General features: G+C 35.2%; 21 protein-coding genes. 15 read left to right on the top strand and 6 right to left on the bottom strand.

What is annotated here, in order from left to right; translation table 11 throughout:
• Position 1 precedes the first annotated feature (1 nt).
• The 5 genes from GSM42_RS14820 to GSM42_RS14840 all read left to right on the top strand — a co-directional run bounded on the left by GSM42_RS14820 (position 2) and on the right by GSM42_RS14840 (position 8,924).
• Positions 2 to 862 (top strand): DNA adenine methylase, encoded by an 861-nt coding sequence (locus tag GSM42_RS14820; RefSeq protein ID WP_160802319.1) that lies wholly within the window; start codon positions 2 to 4, stop codon positions 860 to 862.
• A 396-nt stretch (positions 863 to 1,258) separates the two neighbouring features.
• Positions 1,259 to 2,308 carry a Wadjet anti-phage system protein JetD domain-containing protein gene (locus GSM42_RS14825; protein WP_160802320.1) on the top strand — a complete coding sequence of 350 codons (1,050 nt, stop codon included), beginning with the start codon at positions 1,259 to 1,261 and terminating at the stop codon, positions 2,306 to 2,308.
• Positions 2,301 to 3,833: a hypothetical protein gene (locus GSM42_RS14830; protein WP_160802321.1), complete on the top strand. Its 1,533-nt coding sequence runs from the start codon at positions 2,301 to 2,303 to the stop codon at positions 3,831 to 3,833. The genes GSM42_RS14825 and GSM42_RS14830 overlap by 8 nt, the downstream gene beginning before the upstream one ends.
• Positions 3,830 to 4,567 (top strand): DUF6063 family protein, encoded by a 738-nt coding sequence (locus GSM42_RS14835; protein WP_160802322.1) that lies wholly within the window; start codon positions 3,830 to 3,832, stop codon positions 4,565 to 4,567. The genes GSM42_RS14830 and GSM42_RS14835 overlap by 4 nt, the downstream gene beginning before the upstream one ends.
• 4 nt (positions 4,568 to 4,571) lie before the next feature.
• Positions 4,572 to 8,924 carry a coiled-coil domain-containing protein gene (locus tag GSM42_RS14840; protein WP_160802323.1) on the top strand — a complete coding sequence of 1,451 codons (4,353 nt, stop codon included), beginning with the start codon at positions 4,572 to 4,574 and terminating at the stop codon, positions 8,922 to 8,924.
• Positions 8,925 to 9,286: 362 nt separating this feature from the next.
• Here GSM42_RS14840 and GSM42_RS14845 read toward each other — a convergent pair whose 3' ends face one another.
• Positions 9,287 to 9,949 carry a tyrosine-type recombinase/integrase gene (locus GSM42_RS14845; protein WP_160802324.1) on the bottom strand — a complete coding sequence of 221 codons (663 nt, stop codon included), beginning with the start codon at positions 9,947 to 9,949 and terminating at the stop codon, positions 9,287 to 9,289.
• Positions 9,950 to 10,064: 115 nt separating this feature from the next.
• On the opposite strand from GSM42_RS14845, the gene GSM42_RS14850 reads away from it, so the two are divergent.
• From GSM42_RS14850 to GSM42_RS14865, 4 genes are all read left to right on the top strand, one after another.
• Positions 10,065 to 10,868, top strand: coding sequence for an AraC family transcriptional regulator (locus tag GSM42_RS14850; RefSeq protein ID WP_160802325.1), 804 nt, complete (start codon positions 10,065 to 10,067; stop codon positions 10,866 to 10,868).
• Positions 10,869 to 10,959: 91 nt separating this feature from the next.
• The gene (locus GSM42_RS14855) at positions 10,960 to 12,366 is read left to right on the top strand and encodes an MFS transporter (RefSeq protein ID WP_160802326.1); all 1,407 of its coding nucleotides are present in this window, start codon (positions 10,960 to 10,962) and stop codon (positions 12,364 to 12,366) included.
• The gene (locus GSM42_RS14860; protein WP_160802327.1) at positions 12,356 to 12,733 is read left to right on the top strand and encodes a VOC family protein; all 378 of its coding nucleotides are present in this window, start codon (positions 12,356 to 12,358) and stop codon (positions 12,731 to 12,733) included. Before GSM42_RS14855 ends, GSM42_RS14860 begins: the two co-directional genes overlap by 11 nt.
• A 787-nt stretch (positions 12,734 to 13,520) precedes the next feature.
• Positions 13,521 to 13,703, top strand: a complete 183-nt coding sequence (locus GSM42_RS14865; RefSeq protein WP_160802328.1) for a hypothetical protein — start codon at positions 13,521 to 13,523, stop codon at positions 13,701 to 13,703.
• Between the two features lie 194 nt (positions 13,704 to 13,897).
• Here the strand turns inward: GSM42_RS14865 and GSM42_RS20715 are convergent, their stop codons facing one another.
• From GSM42_RS20715 to GSM42_RS14890, 5 genes are all read right to left on the bottom strand, one after another.
• Positions 13,898 to 14,008 (bottom strand): cytochrome P450, encoded by a 111-nt coding sequence (locus tag GSM42_RS20715; protein ID WP_237446628.1) that lies wholly within the window; start codon positions 14,006 to 14,008, stop codon positions 13,898 to 13,900.
• Positions 14,009 to 14,508: 500 nt separating this feature from the next.
• On the bottom strand, positions 14,509 to 15,348 hold the full coding sequence (locus GSM42_RS14875) for an alpha/beta fold hydrolase (protein ID WP_160802329.1): 840 nt from the start codon (positions 15,346 to 15,348) through the stop codon (positions 14,509 to 14,511).
• A 100-nt stretch (positions 15,349 to 15,448) separates the two neighbouring features.
• A complete protein-coding gene (locus tag GSM42_RS14880) occupies positions 15,449 to 16,744 on the bottom strand; it encodes an ArsB/NhaD family transporter (RefSeq protein WP_160802330.1) in 1,296 nt (431 codons plus the stop codon).
• A 164-nt stretch (positions 16,745 to 16,908) separates the two neighbouring features.
• Positions 16,909 to 17,190, bottom strand: a complete 282-nt coding sequence (locus GSM42_RS14885) for a hypothetical protein (protein WP_160802331.1) — start codon at positions 17,188 to 17,190, stop codon at positions 16,909 to 16,911.
• Between the two features lie 603 nt (positions 17,191 to 17,793).
• A complete protein-coding gene (locus GSM42_RS14890) occupies positions 17,794 to 18,228 on the bottom strand; it encodes a fluoride efflux transporter FluC (RefSeq protein ID WP_237446641.1) in 435 nt (144 codons plus the stop codon).
• 274 nt (positions 18,229 to 18,502) lie between these two features.
• Here GSM42_RS14890 and GSM42_RS14895 point away from each other — a divergent pair, with 274 nt between their 5' ends.
• From GSM42_RS14895 to GSM42_RS14920, 6 genes are all read left to right on the top strand, one after another.
• On the top strand, positions 18,503 to 19,714 hold the full coding sequence (locus GSM42_RS14895) for a chromate transporter (RefSeq protein WP_160802333.1): 1,212 nt from the start codon (positions 18,503 to 18,505) through the stop codon (positions 19,712 to 19,714).
• 181 nt (positions 19,715 to 19,895) lie between these two features.
• The gene (locus tag GSM42_RS14900; RefSeq protein ID WP_202404942.1) at positions 19,896 to 20,180 is read left to right on the top strand and encodes an ArsR/SmtB family transcription factor; all 285 of its coding nucleotides are present in this window, start codon (positions 19,896 to 19,898) and stop codon (positions 20,178 to 20,180) included.
• 77 nt (positions 20,181 to 20,257) lie between these two features.
• Positions 20,258 to 21,310: a flavin-containing monooxygenase gene (locus tag GSM42_RS14905; RefSeq protein WP_160802334.1), complete on the top strand. Its 1,053-nt coding sequence runs from the start codon at positions 20,258 to 20,260 to the stop codon at positions 21,308 to 21,310.
• Between the two features lie 126 nt (positions 21,311 to 21,436).
• Positions 21,437 to 21,886 (top strand): MarR family transcriptional regulator, encoded by a 450-nt coding sequence (locus GSM42_RS14910; protein ID WP_160802335.1) that lies wholly within the window; start codon positions 21,437 to 21,439, stop codon positions 21,884 to 21,886.
• 107 nt (positions 21,887 to 21,993) lie between these two features.
• Positions 21,994 to 22,392 carry an ArsI/CadI family heavy metal resistance metalloenzyme gene (locus tag GSM42_RS14915; RefSeq protein ID WP_237446629.1) on the top strand — a complete coding sequence of 133 codons (399 nt, stop codon included), beginning with the start codon at positions 21,994 to 21,996 and terminating at the stop codon, positions 22,390 to 22,392.
• A 27-nt stretch (positions 22,393 to 22,419) separates the two neighbouring features.
• Positions 22,420 to 22,980 (top strand): NAD(P)H-dependent oxidoreductase, encoded by a 561-nt coding sequence (locus GSM42_RS14920; RefSeq protein ID WP_160802359.1) that lies wholly within the window; start codon positions 22,420 to 22,422, stop codon positions 22,978 to 22,980.
• Positions 22,981 to 23,033 lie beyond the last annotated feature (53 nt).

Genomic DNA, 23,033 nt, shown 5'->3' on the forward strand with positions numbered 1-23,033 from the left:
AATGTTACAAGTAGTGCCAAATAAAGGTACAACGAAATTTAAAAATGAATTACCTGAAAAAGCGATTGGAAAACCATTTCTAAAGTGGGCTGGTGGAAAGACAGCGTTACTGTCAAAGATTTTCCCATTTCTTCCTAAGTATTTCAATTCATACTATGAACCTTTTATTGGTGGAGGAGCTTTGTTCTTTGCCACTAATCCTTATAATTCGGTTATATCCGATATTAATGGAGAATTGATTAATGTATATGTTCAAGTAAGAGACAATTGTGAAGCGATTATTTGTGCTCTTAAACAAATGCCTTATGATGAAGATTTTTATTATGAAACTCGAAAAAAAAAGCCAACTAATTTGATTGACAGAGCAATAAGAATGATCTATTTAAATAGGACATGTTGGAACGGATTGTATAGAGAAAACCTAAAAGGCGAATTTAATGTTCCTTTTGGAAAGTTTAAAAATGCAATTATTTGTGATGAAGTGGCTATTCGAAATGCATCAACAATGTTAAAAAAAGCAAAGATCATGAATAGTGATTTTCAAGATGCCCTTGTAAATGTCCAAGAAGGTGATTTAGTTTTTATTGATCCGCCATATACTGTCATAAATGAATCTGATAGGTTTACAAAATATAATTCAAAAATATTTTCTTGGGAAGATCAAATCAGACTTGCAAAAACAGCTAAAGAATTGACAGAAAGAGGTGCATATATTGTAGTTAGTAATGCACATCATAAAGAAATCAAAAAATTATATCAAGATTTTAATAGCCATGTAATTAAACGTACTAGTTTAATAAGTGGTGATAAAAAAGGTAGAAGAAAAACAACCGAGTACTTATTTACGAATATTTCATTGTAGATAAAAAAGCAACAATTAGCGAGCTGTTTTTTTGTTCAGTAGAATTAATTTTACCCGAAAACTTTAAATCGCTTTTAATTTCTGCGGAAAGTGCATATCTTAGATAATTATAACTAAGTAGGCATAATTCTTAATATTCAACTCAGTAAAGTTCGATTCATGTATTAATTAAATCCTTCAATTTGCAACTAAATGGACTTTTGTAAGAGTTTTAAAAAGCAGGTAATTCGATAATGAATTACCTGCTTTTTATAAATTGTTGGTCAATTTTATATGCTTAACTGAAATATAAGTAGGAAAATTGATAATGGAAATCGAAGTGATAATAATATTAATTTATCGGAAGGTACAATTAATCAAACTAAAAATAGTTATTCAAAGATTTTGGAGGAAAAAATGAAACAACGCATACTAGCATGGATCAGTCAACAGAAAAGAAAGACTTTTGAAATATATAATTTACAATATGAATTGGAAAAAAAATACGAATTAAAATACAACGAATTTGCTGCTACTATTAATCAATTAGTTGAAGAAGATTTGATTGAATCAGTTAAAAGTAGTGGTAAGAACCATCGAGTTAATTCTCTATATAATAAGTACAAATATAAACTGAAAAAAACTAAGATGGGTCAACATGAATTTGAAAAACTACTTTTAACATACCATCCAAAAATTAAATTGAACCATTATAGTGCACACAAAGATGAATTTGAGAAGGACAAGTCATATTTGGACTGTATTAATACATTTTTAAAGAGTACTAAGATCAAACATTGGTTATCTGTTAATGAGCGTTCTTATGAATTATTTGGAGATGAAAAATGGTTACAGAAAAATGGACAAAAGATACTTAAAAAGATTGGACTTTCTTTTAGCGATTTAAAATGTGAAATAGAGCATGAGCCCTTTTTTTATTATCAATGTCCAACATGGAACACGAAAGATCAAGTCAAAGTTCTGATTATTGAAAACAAAGATACTTTTGGTAGTTTTAAACGTTTGTTTAAGAGAGGGATGACTAATTTTTTTAAACATACATTCGATCTCTTAATATATGGGGAAGGCAGAAAAATAGAAAGTAGTATTAAAAGTATTGAGGATATTGAGGGGATGAAAACGAAACATATCCAAGGATTTTATTTTGGTGATTTAGATCCAGTCGGAATAAATATTTATCTTTCTTTAAAAGAGATAGATATAATACAAGTCTTTCCATTTCATGAACTATACGAAGAGATGATTTCGCGTTTCACACCAAAAGCAAAATTGCGTATCACAAATCAGGTATATTCACATAAAGATGTTCTAGATTTTCTTCAGTATATAAACAGTGAATATCACGAACAAGTTATAGGATTATTGCAAAATTATTATATACCACAAGAGTCACTAAATCGTGAGATATTAGAATCATTTGGCAGTAAGGGGATCAATAATGTTTAATGAGATTTTTCATGGGTTTTCAAATCGAATGAACTCATTATTAGTTATTCAACCAATTTTGGATTTAGAGAAAAAAGAACGTTATAAGCAGTATCCATTAGTTTCGATTGGTGTATCTATATTATTATTTATTTTAGAAAATATGTTGCGAAATAGTGATCGAAATACGTACGAAGATATTGCACGTTTTCTTCAAGTTTTACTAAGAGACAGATGGAACGAAGAGCTTTCGTTCGAAGAATCATTGGAAATGACAAAGGTAATAGTCCGAGAATATCTTCGAAATAATGGACAGCCTTTTCAAATTTCCTATTATGATTTTGAGCAAAAACAACAAAAAACAAAGTATTACCACTTGATTGATTTCAGCGATAACTACACTTTAAAAGATATCAAACGTAATGCCTCTTTCCGACTTACCCCTGATGCTATTGAATCTCTCTTTAAAACGCGAGAAATATTTCAGGAGATGCAAATATCTATTATGCAAATGTATTTCCGTCAACAGATCCAACGCAAGGTATTTGATGGGGCTTTACAAACTACTGAGGAACTAATCTTTTCAATAAACAATGAGAAAATTAAAATGAAGCAATTAATTGAACGAATCGTTAAAGATGTACTACAAATTGCAAAAGAAAATGAGTTTGAAGCAATGCTAGTGAGATATGAAAAAAGAATGGAGCAAGAAAAAAGGCAATTTGATGAAATAAGTAATTTAATTACTCATACAATATCTGAATATCATAAAGAAATGTTTGCTCAAAAAGAAGATCGAGCTTTTGAGTTAATCAAGAAAGTACAGCGGAATTGGTGGGAGGCTAAGGATTGTCATGCGGAATTGTTTACTTTAAAACAGGATGTGCAAAAGTTTTTTATAGACAGTATGGAGTCTATCATTTTCCAATCTTTTCAATCCAATATTAACTTTGAAACAGAAGTTATTCCTTTAGTAATGGAGAAAAAGCTTCAACTCAAAGATTTACGTACTATCTTGCAACCTCTCAATCCGTTGAGATCCATGCGACTATTTCATCCAAGTATATTTTTTGAAACACACAAAAGACGACAAACGCAGATAAGAGAGGAAAAAACACTGAACGAATTAACGGATGTGGAGAAAATTCGTATAGAGCAAGAGGAACGTGAACAAAAACATCAACGATTGAATCTAATCAAAGATATGATAAGCTTTCTGTTTTCCCCTTTGCATACAAAAGAATATTACCAGATGAGTAAATATCTTAATCAAAATCAGCCAGAGTGGTTAACAAATCCGCTGTTTGCTAACACTTTAATTCAATTACACCAATATAAAAATATTTCATTGGAATTAATTGATTCAGTGAACCTATTATCACTAGATGATATCCATAGAGCAATTGGGGAATATGTTATCGAAAGTAGAATAGATCAAGTTACAAAGTGTGCACATCTAGAAATATTACTAGATGAAGTCATCATCATATCGAATGGTTCAAAAGAAATATCTGATTTTTATGTGAAAAGGGGAGAGAAAAAATGAGTTTGTATGAGAAAAATGATGTTCAAGATGCCTTTCGTTTTTTTTTAACTATTATGGATAAACAAAAAATAGAACATAGGGATCGTGAGTTTTTTAACATTTATAAACAAGATAGGATAAAAGAAATTTTAGAAGATGTTATCGAGACAGTTGCTGGTGTGAAATTTGTGCAATCAGACTCTACTAAAACGATATATGTTATCCCTAGTTTTGATAATGAGTGGTTTCGTTACACTAACGAAGAATTACGTTCGTTATGGAATTTAAAAACGAATCAGGAGCTTTACCTTGTACAATTTTGCATGTTGGTACTGGTATCGATGTTTTACAATCGGGATACACGCACATTCACAGATCGTTCTTCTGTTTCAATAGAAGAATTTGAACGAAAATTGTCTAGCTATATACAACAAATAAAACAAATGGATGAAGACGATATTGAAACACAAAGTGATGAAGTAGAACTAGATTTAAAAAGCATAGTGTCTTTATGGGAACAAAAAGTATTAATTGTAGAAACAGCAAAACAACCAGATAAAGCAAGTAGTGGAAAAATAGGAACATTGAACAAAGTTTTGAGGTTTTTAGAGAAAGAAGAGCTATTGATTTTAACCGAAGATGGAGAAATCCGTCTTAGGGAGAAAATGGATGCAATGGTAACACGGTTTTATTTTAATAAGTCTAGACGGGATCAATTGTTTGACTTTCTAACTAATATATCGAAAGGTGAATAACATTATGCCGGTTGTGAATAAAGTCCGTTTATGCAATATACATTTGGAAGATGGAGATAAGCAAATACCACACAAGGTATTATCTCTACAAGGATTAACATCCTTGTACTTGTTGGAAAACGGCGGAGGGAAAACTAGTTTTATTCAACTCTTTTTACAAACAATACTTCCAAATACAAAAACTAATCAGCGCACTTTACAAGAGACGGTTGCCAATGGAGAAAATGGTCATATTGCAATCGAGTGGAATACAGATATTACTGGAGAACACAAGGTGTTAACTGGTTTTAGCTATGATAATCCATCCGATCCTCACGAAAACATTCGTTTTTTTATGTATGTATGTGATTACAAAAAAGATCAATTTAGTATAGATGATTTGCAATTTATTTCTGAGATCGATGGAAGTAAAAAAATCACAGGATATGAACAATTACGTCATCAATTGAAAAAAGAGACTCGTGTACACATACAATTGTTTAATTCGTCTGAGCGATCAAAATACAAGGAAACATTACTATCACATGGACTTCTATCAAATGAATGGGAAAGTATCAAAAAAATAAATGTATCTGAAGGAGGGGTAGCTGAATTTTTTGAGAAAGCTACAGATGTGGAGAGTTTATTAACAAGGCTACTAATACCATCCATTGAAGAAGCAATTTCAAAAGATGGAACCTTAACCAGATCGTTTGAAACTTATCAAGAAAATTTATTTAGATTACCAGAAATTGAAAAAAATATAAAAGATTGTGATGTAATAGAAGAATCTGTAGAAGATTTGATTAATGCTACTCAGATGTATCAAGAAGTTCATAGTGAGCTTAAAAATCAGCAAATGCATTTGCTAAAGACAGGTGCTACCCTTAAGTTTTTCCGGGAAAAAGAAGAGAATCACCTAGAATCTCTTATAAATCAAATGAATGAAACGAAAAACCAGATACGAAATGGAGAATGGAAACGTGATAGTTACGAGATATACACATTGGAAAAAAAACAAAATAATGATCGGACAAAACAGAAAGACAAAGAAAATATACTATCTGTAAAAACCAATCTTCTAGACGAAATCAATCATAAACTTTTGGAATTTGAAGCATTTCAGGAATTCGAGGGTTGGCAACGAATTTCTAGGAAAGCTGCTGGAGTCCAAGAGAAATTATATGCACTAAAACAATCAGATCCAGAACTTGAAAAAGAGGTCACTTATTTATTTGAGCAGACTTCTTTGGCTTGGGCAAAAGAAATAAATAATAACCAGGAGCAGATAAAGAGAATTAAAAATGATATAGATGAATTGAAAAATAAAAGAAATCAATACTCACTTCAACAAGAGAAGCTTCAAGTAGATGAATCTGATCAAAGGTCTAGATTGGTTGAAGTTGAACATTGGTGGAAAGAGTATGAAAAAAAACGAAAGATACTTTTAAATTGGTTTGAAGAATGGGATCTGTTGGACCCTAATGCTTGTTACGAGATTCTTTGTATAGAGGAACAATCAAATCTCATGGATCAGAAAGAGCTTTCCGATCATGTAAAAAGGTTGGATAAGGATATTGAAAATTGTTTTCAAGAAAAAGCTGAGCTATTTAACAAGAAAGGACAGGGTGAAGAGAAGATTAAAAATTTAGATGAATGGGAGGATTACAAACTCACCCAGGAAAAATCATTGAAGGAACTAGTATCTCATTTTGGTCGAAATGTTCCTCAAACGGAGGTAGAAAAAGATGAGTTGGTAGAAATGCTTCGTACTCGTATTCAACAATTTGAAAATGAAGTGAGAATGATCGAGTTGAAAAAACAAAAGGGGATAGATGAGCTAGAGCTTTTAGGAGATCGATCATATTTTGTGCCTCATAAAGGGCTTTTGGATGTGAAAAAACATCTTGCAGATAAAGATATTTATGTTTTGCTGGGTAGTGAATGGATTTCTATGCAAGAGATAGATATTGATGATAAAAGAAAAATATTACAATTATTTCCGGCTCTACCTTATAGTATTTTATCAGAATCAGCTTCTTTTCGAATGGTTAGTAAGGCATTAGAAAGTTTTCAGTATCAAAAGGAAATTCCTATTTTATTCTTAAATCGGGAAGGATTATCAAAAGAAATCCACCCAGATCAATTCGGAACATTGTTTTGTTTAGGAAATGATACATGGATGCATCAAAATTTAGATGTTGAATGGTTTGTTGATAAACGAAAAGTGGAACTTCGTAAAAAAGAACTAATATATCAACTTAATGACTTAGATGAACAACGAAAGATTCAAGTGAATAAACAAAAAAATGCAGAAAAAACTTTGAACGAATTACAAAAATACTGGGAAGAGTTTCGTCCTTATATATGGGAAGAAAAAACCGGACTAAAAAAGAAAATTATTGAGAACGTAAATCAAATTGAAAGCAGATTAGATTGTTTAATGAGTACCATTGCTTCTTGTACTAGAAGTAAAGAAGAAAGTCAAACCAAAGTGGAGGAGCTGCAAAATCTACAGAGACTAATAGTCAAAAAGAGAGAAGCATTTGATGTTTTTTTAGATAATTACAAGCAAAAAGATAAAATGTATACGGAGAAACAATCTCTTTTGAAGTGGGGCAAGGATATACAAGTAGAAAAGAAATTGTTAGCAGAAGAGGATGAAAAAGCTAAAAGTTTACAGGAGGAGTTTGAATCTAAACAAAGGGATTTTAACCATATTTTAAAGGAACTAAACAAAGATCAACAAAAATACCAATGGATACAAGGGTTAGTAGTAGATAGAGATTTACATTATTTTGAAGAAAAAGAACGTTATTTAGCAAAAAAGAGTGTTTTAGAGAAAAAACAGCAAGATCGATCCAACTTGGAAGATCATTTTAGTGATTTACAGGCTTCAATCCGAAAGCATGAAAAAAAAATTGAGGAAACATGTATCGAAATGGATTGGTTACAAGAGAATTACAGGTCTATTGCATCTGAGGAAATAAAGCAAAAAAAGAAAGAAAAAGGTTCAGTAGAAGAGGAGAAGGAGACACTTTTCAGAGAAATTACAGGTCTAAAATTAAAAATCGAAAACTTGAATGGCCATATTTCGGAGAAAGTTAACATTATAAAAAAGCAATTTGAGAAAGAACCATATATATATAACAGTGATGAAGAGTATCCATTAGTTTTAAAAAAACTTGATGCAGATAAGAATAGTGTTACTGCCCAGCAAAAAGAAGTAAACCAAAGTGAACATCTAATTCAATTGTATGACCAAAGCTTGAGCTTACTTCATTTTAATGAAGATATTTTAAATGTCATAAATACAATTAAACCTTTGGAACAAGCTCCGTGGGAACAAGATGTTCGATCTTATCTTGAACAAATCATTCGAAAATGGAATCAGTTAAATGAAGAAATTATTGTTAAGAAGGATAATGTTAAGACTCAGTTTAGACAATATCAAAAACGTTTGGAACAGACACAAAATCCAAGTATGAATCAAGTTATTCGTTCCCTTGAACTGATTTTTACCGAAGATCGTTTGTTCGACCATGATTATGTTACCGAAAAATTCTTATACATCATGGAAGGAATAACTCAGTATCGTAAAAGGGAAGAAACTTTTAAAGAAATAGCAAAACGTGATCAAAATCACCTTCTAGACATGTGCTATAGTCGTGTAATTGAAATTTATGAAAAAATCAAGGAAATACCAAGAAGTTCTAAAATGACTTTATATGGCCAAAAACTCCAAGCAATTAAGTTTACTTGGGATACTTTTGATGAAGAGACTACCAAAAAGAAACTTACGGAACATATTCAAACAATGATTGCAGAAATCAAAAAAATGAGAGAAGAAGGAACAGAAGAAGAAATAATTTCTAGATTTATCAACAGGGAATTGCAAGCTAAGGAATTGATGAAATCCTATGCACCATATTCCCAATGTCGTATCCGAGTGTTTAAACCTAAGAAAAAAAATGTATTACAAGAAAAGATTCGATATGAGAACTGGGAGATTGCAGCTAAATGGAGTGGTGGTGAAAAGTACACGATATATATGATTATGTTCATGGTATTCATTTCACATCTACGTCAAATGATCACAGGACGTGCAAAAGATTCTTATACTATTCTGGTGGATAATCCTTTTGGACAAGCGTCGAGTGACCATGTCGTAGATCCAGTAATAGAGATCGCTAAAAGTAACCGAATTCAACTCATTTGTTTAACAGCACATAATAATGAAAGTATCATTCAAAAATTTCCTGTTGTATATAGTAATGTTTATCGACAAGTATTTGATAAGGAAATTATGGATTCACAACTCGTTCAGACAATGGAATCGATGTATGTAGCTGAATCTGAGCAGATGGATTTGTTTTAAAGGGTTAAAAAATTGCTAACATATAATGTCGTCGATTTACTTCTTTGAATTTTTATTAAAATTCAAAGAAGTAAAGACTCAAATTGAATTATTAACTCATATGAATTGACCACATTTTGCCCACACACTAAAAATCCTCGGGTTCTCCCACATACACACAAGTGAACACAAACCCTTGAAACACCGGACTTCATGCACCTATGTAACCCAGAGGAAACCCAAGGAAACACCTATATTTAATATGGAAGTATAATCGACACTCACTAAACGAGAGCCAATTTTCCTTGATAGATAAGGGGTTTTGGCTTTTCGTTTTTGTTTAAAACCTCATTTGACCACATTTTGGTCACGTAGCATCTTTTCTATATCGTTTTTGGACTATTTTTTTTCATTGCAGTGTCGAAATTTTCGGCTAAGCTTTTTTGCATATTGGGGAGAACATGACTATAAGTGTTGAGAGTGATCCCGATATTTGCGTGTCCTAATCTTTCTGAAACAACTTTTGCATTTTCACCAATGGAAAGAAGCATGGTAGCATGAGTGTGTCGTAACCCGTGAAAAGATATTTTTGGAAGGTTATGTTTCTTTATGACATATGCCATGTCTTTGTTGATATCACTTGTGTCAATTGGATTCCCAATGGCACTACAAACAACTAAATCATTGTCTTGATAAGCAGATCCCAGTTTTAGTTTCAATTGAGCCTGAGCAATTTTATGTTTTTCCAGACATGAGGTTGCATAATGGGGAAGAGTGATGGTTCTTTCTGAACCACTTGTTTTTGGCTCTTGGAAAGTTAATTTTCCTCTTGCTTTTGCAAGTGTTTGCTGGTTGCTTATTTTTCCTTCCTCAAGATCACAATCTTTCCAACGAAGACCAAGAATTTCACCTTTGCGCATACCCGTGTAGATTCCTAACACATAAGCGATAAAAAACCGTCGTTTCTCCACTAAAGTCAAAAATAAATTAGCTGTTTCCAGAGACCATACCTCTACTTTTCTTTTTGGTATACGAGGAGGTTTCACAATGGAGGAATATTCTTAGAAATATATTCCCATTCTGAAATAAGGAAATATTGTCGATCTAATATTTAGCAAATGAATATCAAGCAAATAATGATAAGGGGGGTATCTTAAGTAAATGATGAACGAGTATCGTCCTATACAGCCACCTAAATTGCAACAGATACAGAGCCCTGATTACAGCTACCGAGAATATGTTCCGTGCGAAAGCTTAGCATCACATGTCGTTTGTTATTGGACCATGGATTTTCATGCAGAAGATAAGAATCAGTTACATCGAATCCTCCCTGATGGTTGCATAGATATAATTGTTGACCGTCAGTCCGCTTCTTCTTGGAAAGCCGCTTTTGTTGAGGGATTGATGACTCGATTTGAAGTCTTAAGTCTTTCCAAATCCCAATCATTGTTCGGCATTCGTTTCTATCCAGAGCCAGCACACTCTATTTTAAAATTTCCCGCCTCTACATTTATCGGACAACATGTTTTTCTGGAAGATATATGGGGAATGGAAGGGCTATTCATGGTTGAAGAAATCTTATCCACTCAAGTAGTCTCAAAAATTATTGAAATTGTGGAGCGAAAACTGAATCATTTGTTGGCATTAAACAACACTTCAACCAATTCCTTGGTGCTTCAAAGTATGCAATATATATACGCATTTAAGGGGAATATTTCAACATTGGATCTGGCGGAAAAGCTCCATTTTACGGAAAGGCATATGAGGAGAATCTTTGATAGAGAACTGGGATTAAGCCCAAAGGAAATGCTAGGAATTGTTAGATTTCAATCCATACTACAGGAACTCTATAGCGGCACTAGTACCAGCTTTACGGACATTGCATTGAAATATGGTTACTATGATCAATCGCATTTTATTAAAAACTTTAAACGTTATTATGGGATACTCCCCAAACAGTTGTAAAAAACGGATCTCATAAGTCCGTTTTTTACTATTTTTTATGGTGAAGTAAAGGTTATCATTTTCAATAAATCCAATGCAAAGGAGGTATCTTATGTCAATAGTAGTAACTTCCTCTCCAAGTGAAGATGACATAAAAAGAATTGTACCTTGGATCCTTTATGTCATCTTTTTCTCCGTTCTGAATGAAACGGTATTTAATGTAGCAACACCAAGTATTTCAAAACAATTTCATTTACAACCTTCACAAGTCAGTTGGGTTGTAACTATTTTTATTCTTTTTTTCGGAATCGGATCCATTATGTTTGGAAAACTTAGCGATTTGTTTAGCCTAAAGCATCTTATGGTGATTGGAATAATCATTTATGTCTCTAGTTCCGTTCTTGGTTTCCTTTTTCGTGATCATTACGTAACCATTATTCTTTTTCGCGCAATTCAAGGATTAGGAGCTTCAGCTATCCCGGCTATAAACAACACGATCATTACACGTTATTTTACAGTTACTGGACGCAAGAAAATGTTTGGTCTGGTTACATCAACGTTCTCTTTCGGCGTTGCTATAGGACCTGTACTTGGTGGATATATTACTGGATATATAGACTGGGCATACTTATTTTTAATCCCGGTTTTTATTCTTGCAGCTATTCCCTTTTTCTTGAGAATTTTACCTAAAGAGGAGAGAAAAGAAGGGGAATTCGATTTGTTTGGCGCTATTCTCGTAAGTGTTATGATTACAAGTCTAATATTGTTCTTAACCTTGATGAATCTGGTGTATCTTGCGTGTAGTCTGGCAGCTGGTATTTGGTTTGTAATCCACCTTCGTGTGCATCCATATCCATTTATCCAAGTCGCTATTTTAAGAAAACCTCTGTACAGAATCGGCGTTATCATTGGGTTTCTGGTTTTTAGTGCCTATATGACGATGATGTTTCTGCTTCCGTTGTTGCTGTCTCAGGTATCTGCTTTACGTGCCGAAACGATAGGTATGCTTATGTTTCCTGGGGCCCTCTGTGCAGCATTATGTGGAAAATTGGCAGGCGATAGCATTGTAAAAAAAGGAGCACGGTACGTTACGATTGCTGGGTTAGGGTTGATTGCCCTTGGTTTCCTATTCATTTGGCTAAGCATTGATCAGAGGATATGGTGGATAGTTGTAGCCTTTATGGTCTTGAATATAGGCAATGCTTTCTCTCAAACATCATTAACCGAAAGCGTGTCTTCTACGCTCCATGAGAATCAGATTGGAATCGGAATGGGTGTGTTTAACTTAGGGTTGTTCTTTGCGCAAGCATTAGGCACATCTGTTGCAGCTAAATTGTTGGATGTCTCCTTTCTTAACTTTCCATTTCATCCGTTCGTCTTAAAAGAACAATCGTTTGTGTATGCGAACGTGACACTTTTCTTACTTATGATTATTTTGTACAGTGCTTTTATGTATTTTTTATTTTCACAGCGTGTAAATCAGATTTCACATATAGGAGATGAGATTCATGGGAATTAAATTCGATATGATCGGTGTTGTGGTAAAAGACATGAGAAAAGCTTTAGAGTTTTATCGTATTCTAGGATTAGATATACCAGAGAGTGCCTATGACGAAATGCACGTTGAGGTTGTGCAAAACGGTTTTCGATTTGCCTTTGATTTACAGGAAATCGTTGAAAATATTTATGGTAGTTGGGACGAGCCAGTAGGTCACCGTATAGAGCTGGCATTTTTGTGCGACAGCCGGGAAGCAGTAGATGAATTATTTAAAAAAATAACAGAGCATGGATATATAGGCCATCGCGAGCCATGGGATGCATTTTGGGGGCAGCGCTATGCGATTGTTCAGGACCCAGACGGGAATTTAATCAGTCTCTTTGCATAGCTTTGCACACAAATAGTTGGAATATCTTAAGCAGGAGACTGTTTATTCCGTCACCTAAGAACAATAGTTAAAAATTTTGGTTTAGATCGTATCTCATTAATTATTGATTTATTATCCGTGAATTCCTTAGTAGGTAGTAGGTCTAGAATCAAACAGTCGACAACAGACACAGGCAACGTAACCTTATATTGAATAATACATAAAAGAAAACGTATGAAATATTTCTTCCATACGTTTTCTTTTATGTGAACATATATTATTATCAGAGCCCTAACAGCCGCTTGGAAGGAAGTTGTTCAGGTGTACTCTATTGCGGAGCACATCTACAGGAAAACTTATTCCTGAGGGCTCTAAGTGATAACTTCAGAGCAGAATGTCGAAGATTTTCCCCCTTGAGTCCTTCGCTCACCTCCGGTTGTCGTGCTGGTCGAGGTGGCAGCGGATCACGATGCCGTCGGGCTCGACGACTCTACCATCTAATACAAAATAGCTGGCATCTGAAAAAGATATTAAAAAAATGGGGAGTATCTTTTTTACACCTATATCATTATGGATAATGATATTTTTGTTGTTAGGGTACAAGGTGGAGTAGGGAGAATAGGAAGTAGAGTCGAAAAAAATACATGGGATTTGTAACAATGTTTGGTCACATCTCTGGTCACACACTTCTGATAACATAAATAAACAAGAGTAAAAAGCAATATACATTACTCTTTACTCTGTGCACATATTTCACCTAAAAGATACACAGGGTTATTACTCCAACTTCGAGATCATGGAGTAGACGATGTTAAAAATGTATTTATTGCGGAATGGTTGGAAGAAGACGGATTGCTTGTCCAAACTTTTGACCAAGTTTCAGCTAAAAGAAATCCATCTATATTTAAACATTGAAGTAGCTTACGTCGAGTTTCAAGAGAGCCATTCGTTTATTATTAAAATTACCTTCTTATCAGGCGGACGTATGTGAGTTGTTGGTAATATGTAAGGATGAGCGGTAAGAGATACATAAACGTTTTACTATGATCTGATAATCCCACGAAAACTACATACTTTATCAGGTGAAGTCGACATATTGATTGATTTTTCCCTTCACTGGAACTCTGCTGAACTTACCATCTTGGGGAACTATCTTCATGGGTATTCCGTGGATGGGTCGCATCATTATAATAGAGTAATCTTTGAATCGGGATTTATTACGAATCGAAACCATTGAAGGAGTATTGCGAGTATTACCTTCATTTCCTGTGTAGCACAATTCCAACCAATGCACATATGTTGTCCTGCGCTGAATGGAAGATTTTCGTAAGGTGAGCGTTTGAGGGTACTCCAGCAATTATTTTGAAAGTAAAGACGAACTGATTCATAGCACCTTGTTTTTTATCATGGCAAAGAAAATAGGAATATAGGAAACTGTCCTGTCGCAGGATATCCCTTTCCATGAAAAAATGAAACGTATTATGGTCGATCAGGAAGAAACTGCAGAAAATATACAGGTAAACTTGTTGCATAGCCACTTGGATGATGTAGTTATTCAAGCTCATAGGGAAGAATTTTATCAAAAGAAAACGGTTCCTTTTTTTACAAAGATAGTGGATAAAGGAAAAAAGAAGGTTCTATCCATCCTGGTTATATATTCAGATGTTTAAAGAAGCCTTTGCGAAACTAGGATTCTTGGCACAAACCAATTCATCCATGCTTAAGGATCTAGATCATTTGCTATACTTTGGTCTTATTGGACAACCACAAATAGAAAACTAACTAAAGCCATGTATCTATTTTTCTAGAAAGGAAGCTACTTTTTCTTTGATCTTTTCATGGTGATCATGAAACCAAATCAGGTGGCTTTCAGCCTCGGATAAAAATAACTCTGCATGTGGGATGTGATTCGCTGCATATTCGGCATGTGTAACCGGGTTACTTCCGTCATATTTGCTGTGAATAATAAGGGTAGGAACTCGAATACGACTAAGATCTCCCGATCGATGGCGTATATCTTTCAAAAATCCGGAGCCGGATTGAAGATGTTGTAGAAATTTGATTGCTTCCATTTGTTGATTGTCACTCATCTGTTTGATTATTTGTTCTACCGGTAGAGTTGTAAAACTTTTCATCATTATTTTTAATGTCCCAAGTGGATATTTTTGGATTAGAAATCGAAAAAAACCCCAAATCCCTTTTTCTACAATGGGATTAAACAGAAAGTAGGAAAGGAGCTTTGTTTTCTTATTTGGCCAATCATCATGGATGAGGGCTCCTTGAAGAACTATTTTTTCTACATGATCTGGATGCCTGCCAGCTAATTGTAAAGCGGTTCGACCACCAGCAGAAATCGCTAGGATAGTAACAGATGGGATATGAAGAATATCCAAAACTTCTATAAGCATATCGGCAAACTGTTCTGCTTTTCGACCAGTAGAAGAAGGGGTATTGCCGTAACCAGGTCGAGAGGGAATCAATAGCTGATATCCAAGATCAGTCAAAAATGCTTCAAATGGTATAGGGGAAGAACAATCTGAACAATGTCCACCATTTAGAATCAGAATCACGGATTCTCTTTCTTCTGTTAATCGATACTCGATGGGATCATTCGTTGTTTTTATGACTTGTTTCATAGAGCCTTTTTATCCTTTCGTTTTCAACTTGTTGTTGGATTCAGAATTTATGAGAAAAAGAAATGCCATCACATATAGAAGTGATGACATGAAGTTGTCATTATAAATAGCGAATTAGTAAATAGATATTTGCTATGACTAGGGAGATCAAAGTAATAGGAGCACCGATCTTTAAAAATTCCATGTAACTGAATCCTTTTCCCTCTTTGGAAGCAAGACTTGCAACGATCACATTAGCAGAAGCTCCTAGAATCGTACCATTTCCACCTAAGCAAGCCCCTAATGCCAAAGACCACCATAACGTATTGATTTCAGGTGCATTTACAGCCATTCCTAAACTGTTTGCCATTTCCTGAATCAGAGGAATCATGGTAGCAACAAAGGGAATATTGTCTATCGTGGCAGATGCAATTCCCGAGATCCATAAAATTAAAATAGCAGCTAGGGACAGGTCGCCATTTGTAATATCCAGTACGTATTTCGCAATCTGTTTGATAACCCCTACTTCTTGCAACCCTCCAACCAGCGTAAACAATCCTGCAAAAAAGAAAATCGTGGTCCATTCCACGGTGGCAAATGTTTTTTCGATTTGATGTTCATTTAATCCGATCAATAGCAAGAGGCTAGCGCCTGCAAAAGCAATCACAGACGCTTCGACATGAAGAATGGAATGAAGGGTAAAACCAACAATAGTCAGCCCTAAGACAACAAGTGATTTTTTCATCAAAGGAATATTTTCAATGGATTCGTTTTCATCCAAGTTGGCCAATTGCTGTTTGTCTTCTTCCGATACTGTAAGCTTTTTTCGATAGATGAAATATAACATCACAAGAGTGATCACAAGAATAATGGCTGCAATCGGACCAAGGTGGATCAGAAAAGAATTAAAAGTTAAATGTTTGTTTGCAGCACCGATCATGATATTGGGTGGATCCCCAATTAAGGTGGCAGTCCCGCCAACATTGGAAGCGATTACTTCGGAAATCAGATAAGGTACAGGATTCACTTTTAGGATGCGAGTAATGGAAAAAGTAATGGGAACGATGAGTAAGACAGTCGTTACATTGTCTAATAAGGCAGATCCAACAGCTGTTAGGAGGGATAACATGATCAACAGGTGAATGGGGTTCCCTTTCACGGACTTTGCTGTTTTTATCGCTAACCACTGAAAAACACCGGTTGTATTGGTGATGGTGACTAAGATCATCATTCCAATCAATAACGCGATGGTGTTCCACTCGATATAATGGGTAAAAATTTGATGAACATCTACAATGCCTGCAAGAACCATAATGGATGCACCCAATAAGGAAATCACTGCTCGATTCCATTTTTCAGTGATAATGAACGCATAAATAATCAAAAAAATGCCGATGGCTAAAATGGTTGTGTACATAGAACACCCGCCTTTTTTACATAGTAAAAAGCCCGTCAACATATAAACTTCCCTTTTTCATCAGAAAAATGAAAGTTTATATGTGACAGGCTCCTCCAAAAATATACATATTCACATTAATTTTTATTATATAGGAAATGAAATCTGGAGGCAAGGGAAGGTTGTTAGTGTTTCCACTCCACTTTTTGAAGCAGTTGATGTCTCATTAACATTAAAATCAGATCGTTATAGTAATCTGGTTTTACAATGATTCGATACTCATTATTTTTACAATAATAAAAGAGTACTTCTGTATAACGATCATTTCCATCAAAGAAATCTTTCACTTGCTTCAAATATTTTGCGTATGGTTCTGGCTGTAGTAGTTTAATTTGGATTTCGATTTCTTCGTTATTTGGACTTTCTTCTAAGTGTATGGTGTTTGTATCAAATTGATAGTTCAGCATATGAAAACTCTCCTTCTGCTCTTATTTGTTATAGCCAAAAGATCCATGATTTAACCATTTAGTATTGATCTAGGAACTTCTGCTCGATTATATTGCCTGTAATTCTTGTGTTAGTATTTAAGTGGTCAACTAAAAGAGTTTTATACAACAACTTTTCCATCAATTTTTGTGGTCCTTTTATTAGGATATATCTAATTCGAATTGCTTATTACTAGTTTTCTTGCTTCCTCTAGTTGTTTATTGCCTCATCGTGGTGTGTATCTTCAAACCATGGTGGAATATCTGGATCAGGACAATAAGATAGTTCGTAATCTATAACTTTTATTAACAACTGTAATGCTTTTTTTGTTTTCTCACCTATCAATATAATTCATTTCCTTTTCCATAAATCAGTCACTTAATCTCCAAAACCTACATAAAAAAGATTCATAAAAAGGAGGACAAGAATGATTTATTGGATAATTGAATTTTCTGGAGTAATCGGAATCTTACTTAGATATTATGTGGACTATACATAAAGAAAAAGCCCATCAACATATAAACTTCCTTTTTGCATCAGGGAAAAGAAGTTGTATGTTTACAGGCTCCACCGTATTTGTCTTCTTACATTATAATGGAAATTGGATGAGAGGGCAAAGGAAATAGGTTAGGTTCTCTAAAAAATGAAAGTTCATAATCTATAACTTTCACCGAAAACATATCCAAGAAAGGCACATAAGATTCCAACCGAGTAACTAAGCCCAATGTACCAAAAAAATTTTTACTGTTCTTTTCGTTTCTCATTTGTATACTTTCCCATTGTAAGGTTGAAAAGATAGTAAAAGATCGAATAAATCCAGTTGTGATTCCTGTTTTGAACCAAGTTGGCATGGATGAATAGCAAGTAGACCATACCGTGAACCAACTCAGGAAAAACGATCCAACTAAATTGATGAGCAAAGACCCCAATGGAAAATTCAAAATCCAAGAAGTTGGAATCCAAATACCAACATAATAACGAAGTAATACACCAAGCGCTCCAGCGATTCCAATGACCATATAAATCACAACATGTCCTCTCGAAAATATTTCTAGAAATAAACAGACTCCTACCAGCATGTACTGGTAGGAGTCATCAGCTTTTATCAGCAATTGTGGCGAATTTCATCGGCTATGTTAAGAATTTGTCTTATTCTATCACAATGATCATTAGATGATAAGTTTTCTTTTGTCTGACTATTTATTCATGGATGGTATATACTGAGATAGTTCCATAATTATCGAGTGTTTTTTCTTAGGAATCACATAGATAAGATTAGAAGGGGATGAAGAAATGACAGAGGAAGGGGTCGCCGAAGCCAATCCACCGAAAAAACAAAGAAATTCGGTACTGGAAGTCTTAGGGGTTGCTACCCGTTTAGGACTTACTTCTTTTGGGGGACCGATTGCCCATCTAGGGTACTTTCGGGAAGAATACGTGCATCGACGGAAATGGTTAGATGAAAAAGCATATGCTGATTTGGTTGCTCTTTGTCAATTCTTGCCGGGACCAGCGAGCAGTCAGGTAGGGATTGCCATTGGGATGATTCGGGCAGGTTTACCTGGTGCAATCGCTTCTTGGATCGGATTTACCCTTCCTTCCATTTTCATCCTTGTACTATTTGCACTGGTAGTAAAACGGTTTCCAATGCATGAAACAGACTGGCTACATGGACTACTAGTGGTCGCTGTCGCCGTCGTTGCTCAAGCAGTATGGGGAATGGCCAAAAATTTAGCACCCGATCGTCCACGAAGAGCAATCGCCATTTTATCCGCGATGGTTGTGGTCACTTGGCAAACTGCTCTCAGTCAGGTTCTTATCATTGGGATAGCTGGATTCATCGGGTGGTGGTTATTACCGAAGAACTCGGTTTCGGAATCTCCGTCCATCCGAGTACCTTTGAGTCGGAAAGCAGCTTTGTTTTCTTGGGGATTATTTTTTGCTCTTTTGCTCCTACTTCCTCTTATGCGACAAATCTCTTCCGGACAGTGGATACCGATGTTAGATAGCTTTTTTCGAACAGGTTCCTTCGTATTTGGAGGTGGTCATGTTGTGCTTCCACTCCTTCAAGCGGAAGTTGTGCCAACGGGATGGATGAGTTCGGATCAGTTTCTAGCTGGTTATGGAGCAGCACAAGCGGTTCCGGGACCTCTTTTTACTTTTTCTGCATATTTAGGGGCAGTAATCAGTGGCTGGTCGGGAGTACTACTGGCTACAGTTGCTGTCTTTCTTCCATCCTTTTTGTTGATTATTGGAGCATTGCCCTTTTGGGACTGGATTCGAAAAAAGTCTTCTTTTCAAGCAACGTTGAATGGGATCAATGCCGCAGTAGTAGGAATTTTGCTTGCCGCTCTCTATGATCCAGTATGGACAAAAGCGATTCATACCCCAGCTGATTTTAGCCTTGCTTTGATCTCCTTTGGACTCTTGGTGATTTGGAAGCTTCCTCCTTGGATGGTTGTATTGTTTTCTGCAATTGGCGGAGCGATTCTATCTCTTTTTTAGCAAGCATTCCGGTTCTTTTTAGAACTGGACTTTATTAAATACTACGAGAAAAGAGTATTGAAGAAAGGGGAACTGATTTTTAATTATCTGGTTGCATCCCTTTGGTTTTCGATAAATCTATTGACAGATTGTCTTCTTTTATATATCGTTAAATAGTGATATAACGAAATGGGGGATTTCATTGTTAGACGAAGAAATTCATCTTTTTCTTAAGGCATTAGCCAGTGAAAAAAGACAAGAGATGATGTTTTTATTTTTAGAGAAGGGAGAAATCACCGTAAATGAAGTGGCAGAACGAATTGGAATTGGTCAATCAACTGCTTCCGAACAATTAGCGATTTTAAAAAGAGCGGGGATATTGCTCTCACGAAAAAAAGGAAAAGAAGTATACTATTTTCCTAACAAATCGAATGTGATGAAACTCTTACAACGTTTTACTTCTATCATTTCAGATTGTTGCAAATGAACAAAGACTTACTTGATATGTTCTTCTTTTTTGGAAAACATATCGGTTTAAAACCGATATAAGGAAGGGTTATTTGAATGGGAAAAATATTAGATTCGATTGTGATCGGCGCTGGTCAAGCTGGACTTGCTTCCGCCTATCATTTACAAAGGGGAAATGCAGAATATGTGGTTCTCGAAGCTAGTGACCAAACAGCAGGATCTTGGCCGAACTACTACGACAGTTTGACGTTGTTTTCACCTGCTAGGTATTCTTCTCTTCCAGAGTATGTCTTTCCGGATGATCCTGATCGATATCCTTCGAAGGAAGAAGTGGTAACTTATTTAACTGATTATGCGAAACATTTTCATTTTCCTATTCGGACAGGAGAAAAAGTGATAAGGGTTCAAAAAAAGAACTATGTATTTCAAGTTGAAACAGAATCAGGAGATCAATTTCTAGCTAAGACAGTAATTGCAGCAACGGGAGCTTTTTCTCATCCATTTATACCGAACATTTCAGGGAAAGAACAATATATAGGAAGTGTAATACATTCCTGCCACTATCGAAAGGTAGACGAATTCCAAAATCAACGAGTGGTGGTGGTTGGAGGTGGGAACTCAGCAGTTCAGATTGCATATGAACTGGCACAAGTTGCACAGGTATCCCTTGCTACTCGAAAACCCATCTCTTTTAGTCCACAGCGAATTTTGGGAAGAGACGTGCACTTTTGGTTAACGGTATCTGGCTTAGATCGTTTCTCACTGACAAAAGGATTGGCAACCAAAGTTTCGGTACTCGATACGGGAATGTATCAAGAAGCGATCCACAATGGGAAACCAGATAGAAGAGAGATGTTTGTGAAATTCACAGAAGAAGGCGTGGTGTGGAAGGATGGCACAGTAGAAAAGATAGACGCTGTTATTTTTGGTACAGGATATCGTCCGAATGTTGCATATTTAGAATCGCTTCCAAAAGCATTGGACACCCAAGGTAATCCAATGCAACAAAATGGAGTGAGTACTCATGTGGAAGGTCTGTATTTTGTTGGACTAAATAGGCAAAGGTCGTTTGCTTCTGCTACGCTTCGCGGTGTAGGAAATGATGCAAAATATGTGATCCAAAAGGCCAAGTCTCTTATAGAGAGCTAAGATAGAATAAAATTTTTAAAAAAGTTATTGACGCATAAGAAGTTAAGATATAGGATAGAAACAAATAAATTACTTGAATTATTCAAGTAAATACCTAGAAAATATACATTTAAAGGTGGTGATCGAGTGGAAAATGTGCGTGAATTAATTCAAATCATGACTCGTCGTTTTGGTTTTTTAGATAGAAATTGTTGTAGTGTAGGAGATACAGACCTTTCTCTTGTACAAAGCCATATCCTTTACGAGATTGACCGTCAACACCAACCATCGATGCAACAAATAGCACAGACATTAGGTATCGATATTACTACCTTTAGCAAACAAATCCAATCTCTCGTGAAAATGAAACTAGTGAAAAAGACACCTTCTCCAGATGATCGAAGAGTAAGTATTCTTTCCCTAACGACAGAAGGTACTTTTATTGCGACCATGATTGATCAAGAAATGAATCAGTATTTGGAAGAAGTTTTCGGTTATATGAGTGTAGAAGAGAGAGAGATGGTTCTCCGCTCGATTAAGCTATTAAATGCAAACATGGCTAAATCGAAGAAGTGTTGTAATCCAATTGGAGAATAACCTTTTTCTATTAAATACTTGAATTTTTCAACTAAATTCAATTGAAATTAATAAAGGAGTGTTTTTCCTATGATATTAAAACCACATGTTGCTGTAAACGTAAGAGTTTGGATCAGTCCGTACCATTCTATACCAATCTATTTGGTATGGAACCTGTGAAAGTGAAAACCGGTTATGCAAAGTTTGATTTGGAACAACCTGCGCTCAACTTCACGTTAAATGAAGGCGGTGAAATTTCAGGAGGTTTGAATCACTTAGGTATTCAAGTATCCTCTACAGAAGATGTTTTAAAGGTCAAAGAAAGATTACAACAAGCAAACTTAGCGACTTTTGATGAAATGAATACCAACTGTTGTTATGCCAGGCAAGATAAAATTTGGGTCACCAGTCCTGATGGTCATCGTTGGGAAGTGTTTACGGTACATGAAAACGTGGAGGAGAATGATGCAGGGTCATCTATAGATGAACAAGCTTCCAACAACATTTCTTCTTGTTGCCAATCGTGAAGTTTTAGGAAGGAAAGTGGAATGGATATGAAAACATTAGTCATTGTAGCGCATCCTAATATAGCAATATCCCGCGTAAATAAGAGGTGGTTGCGAGAATTACAGGGTCAAAATCAAGTAACAGTACATGAATTGTATGCAACATATCCAACTGGAAAAATTGATGTACAAAAAGAACAAGAACTTCTCCTTCAACATGATCGTCTTGTTTTTCAATTTCCTTTTTATTGGTATAGTACACCTGCTTTGCTTAAGGAATGGCAAGATGTTGTTTTAACCTATGGATGGGCATATGGGAGACCATATGGGACAAAGTTAGTAGGAAAAGAATTTGTTCTAGCCATTTCCATAGGAGGTCCTGAGGAATCGTATCAAGTGGGTGGATACAGTAATTATACAACAGAGGAATTAACGCTTCCTCTGCAAGCAATGGCCAATTTAACAGGAATGAAAATGCTGCAGACGTTTAAATTTCATGGAACTGTTCGTGCTACCGATTCCCAAATTGATGCGAGCGCAAAAGAATTTCTAGGCCATATTCTTCATAGAAATCTAGGAGCAGTACCACTTTACTTTAAAAGAGCTTAAATGATGTTAGCTGTAGTTAAATAGAATAGTCATAAGATGAACGCTATGCACAG

Origin of the sequence: Shimazuella alba, assembly GCF_009831235.1 — a bacterium.
GTDB classification, from domain to species: domain Bacteria; phylum Bacillota; class Bacilli; order Thermoactinomycetales; family Thermoactinomycetaceae; genus Shimazuella; species Shimazuella alba.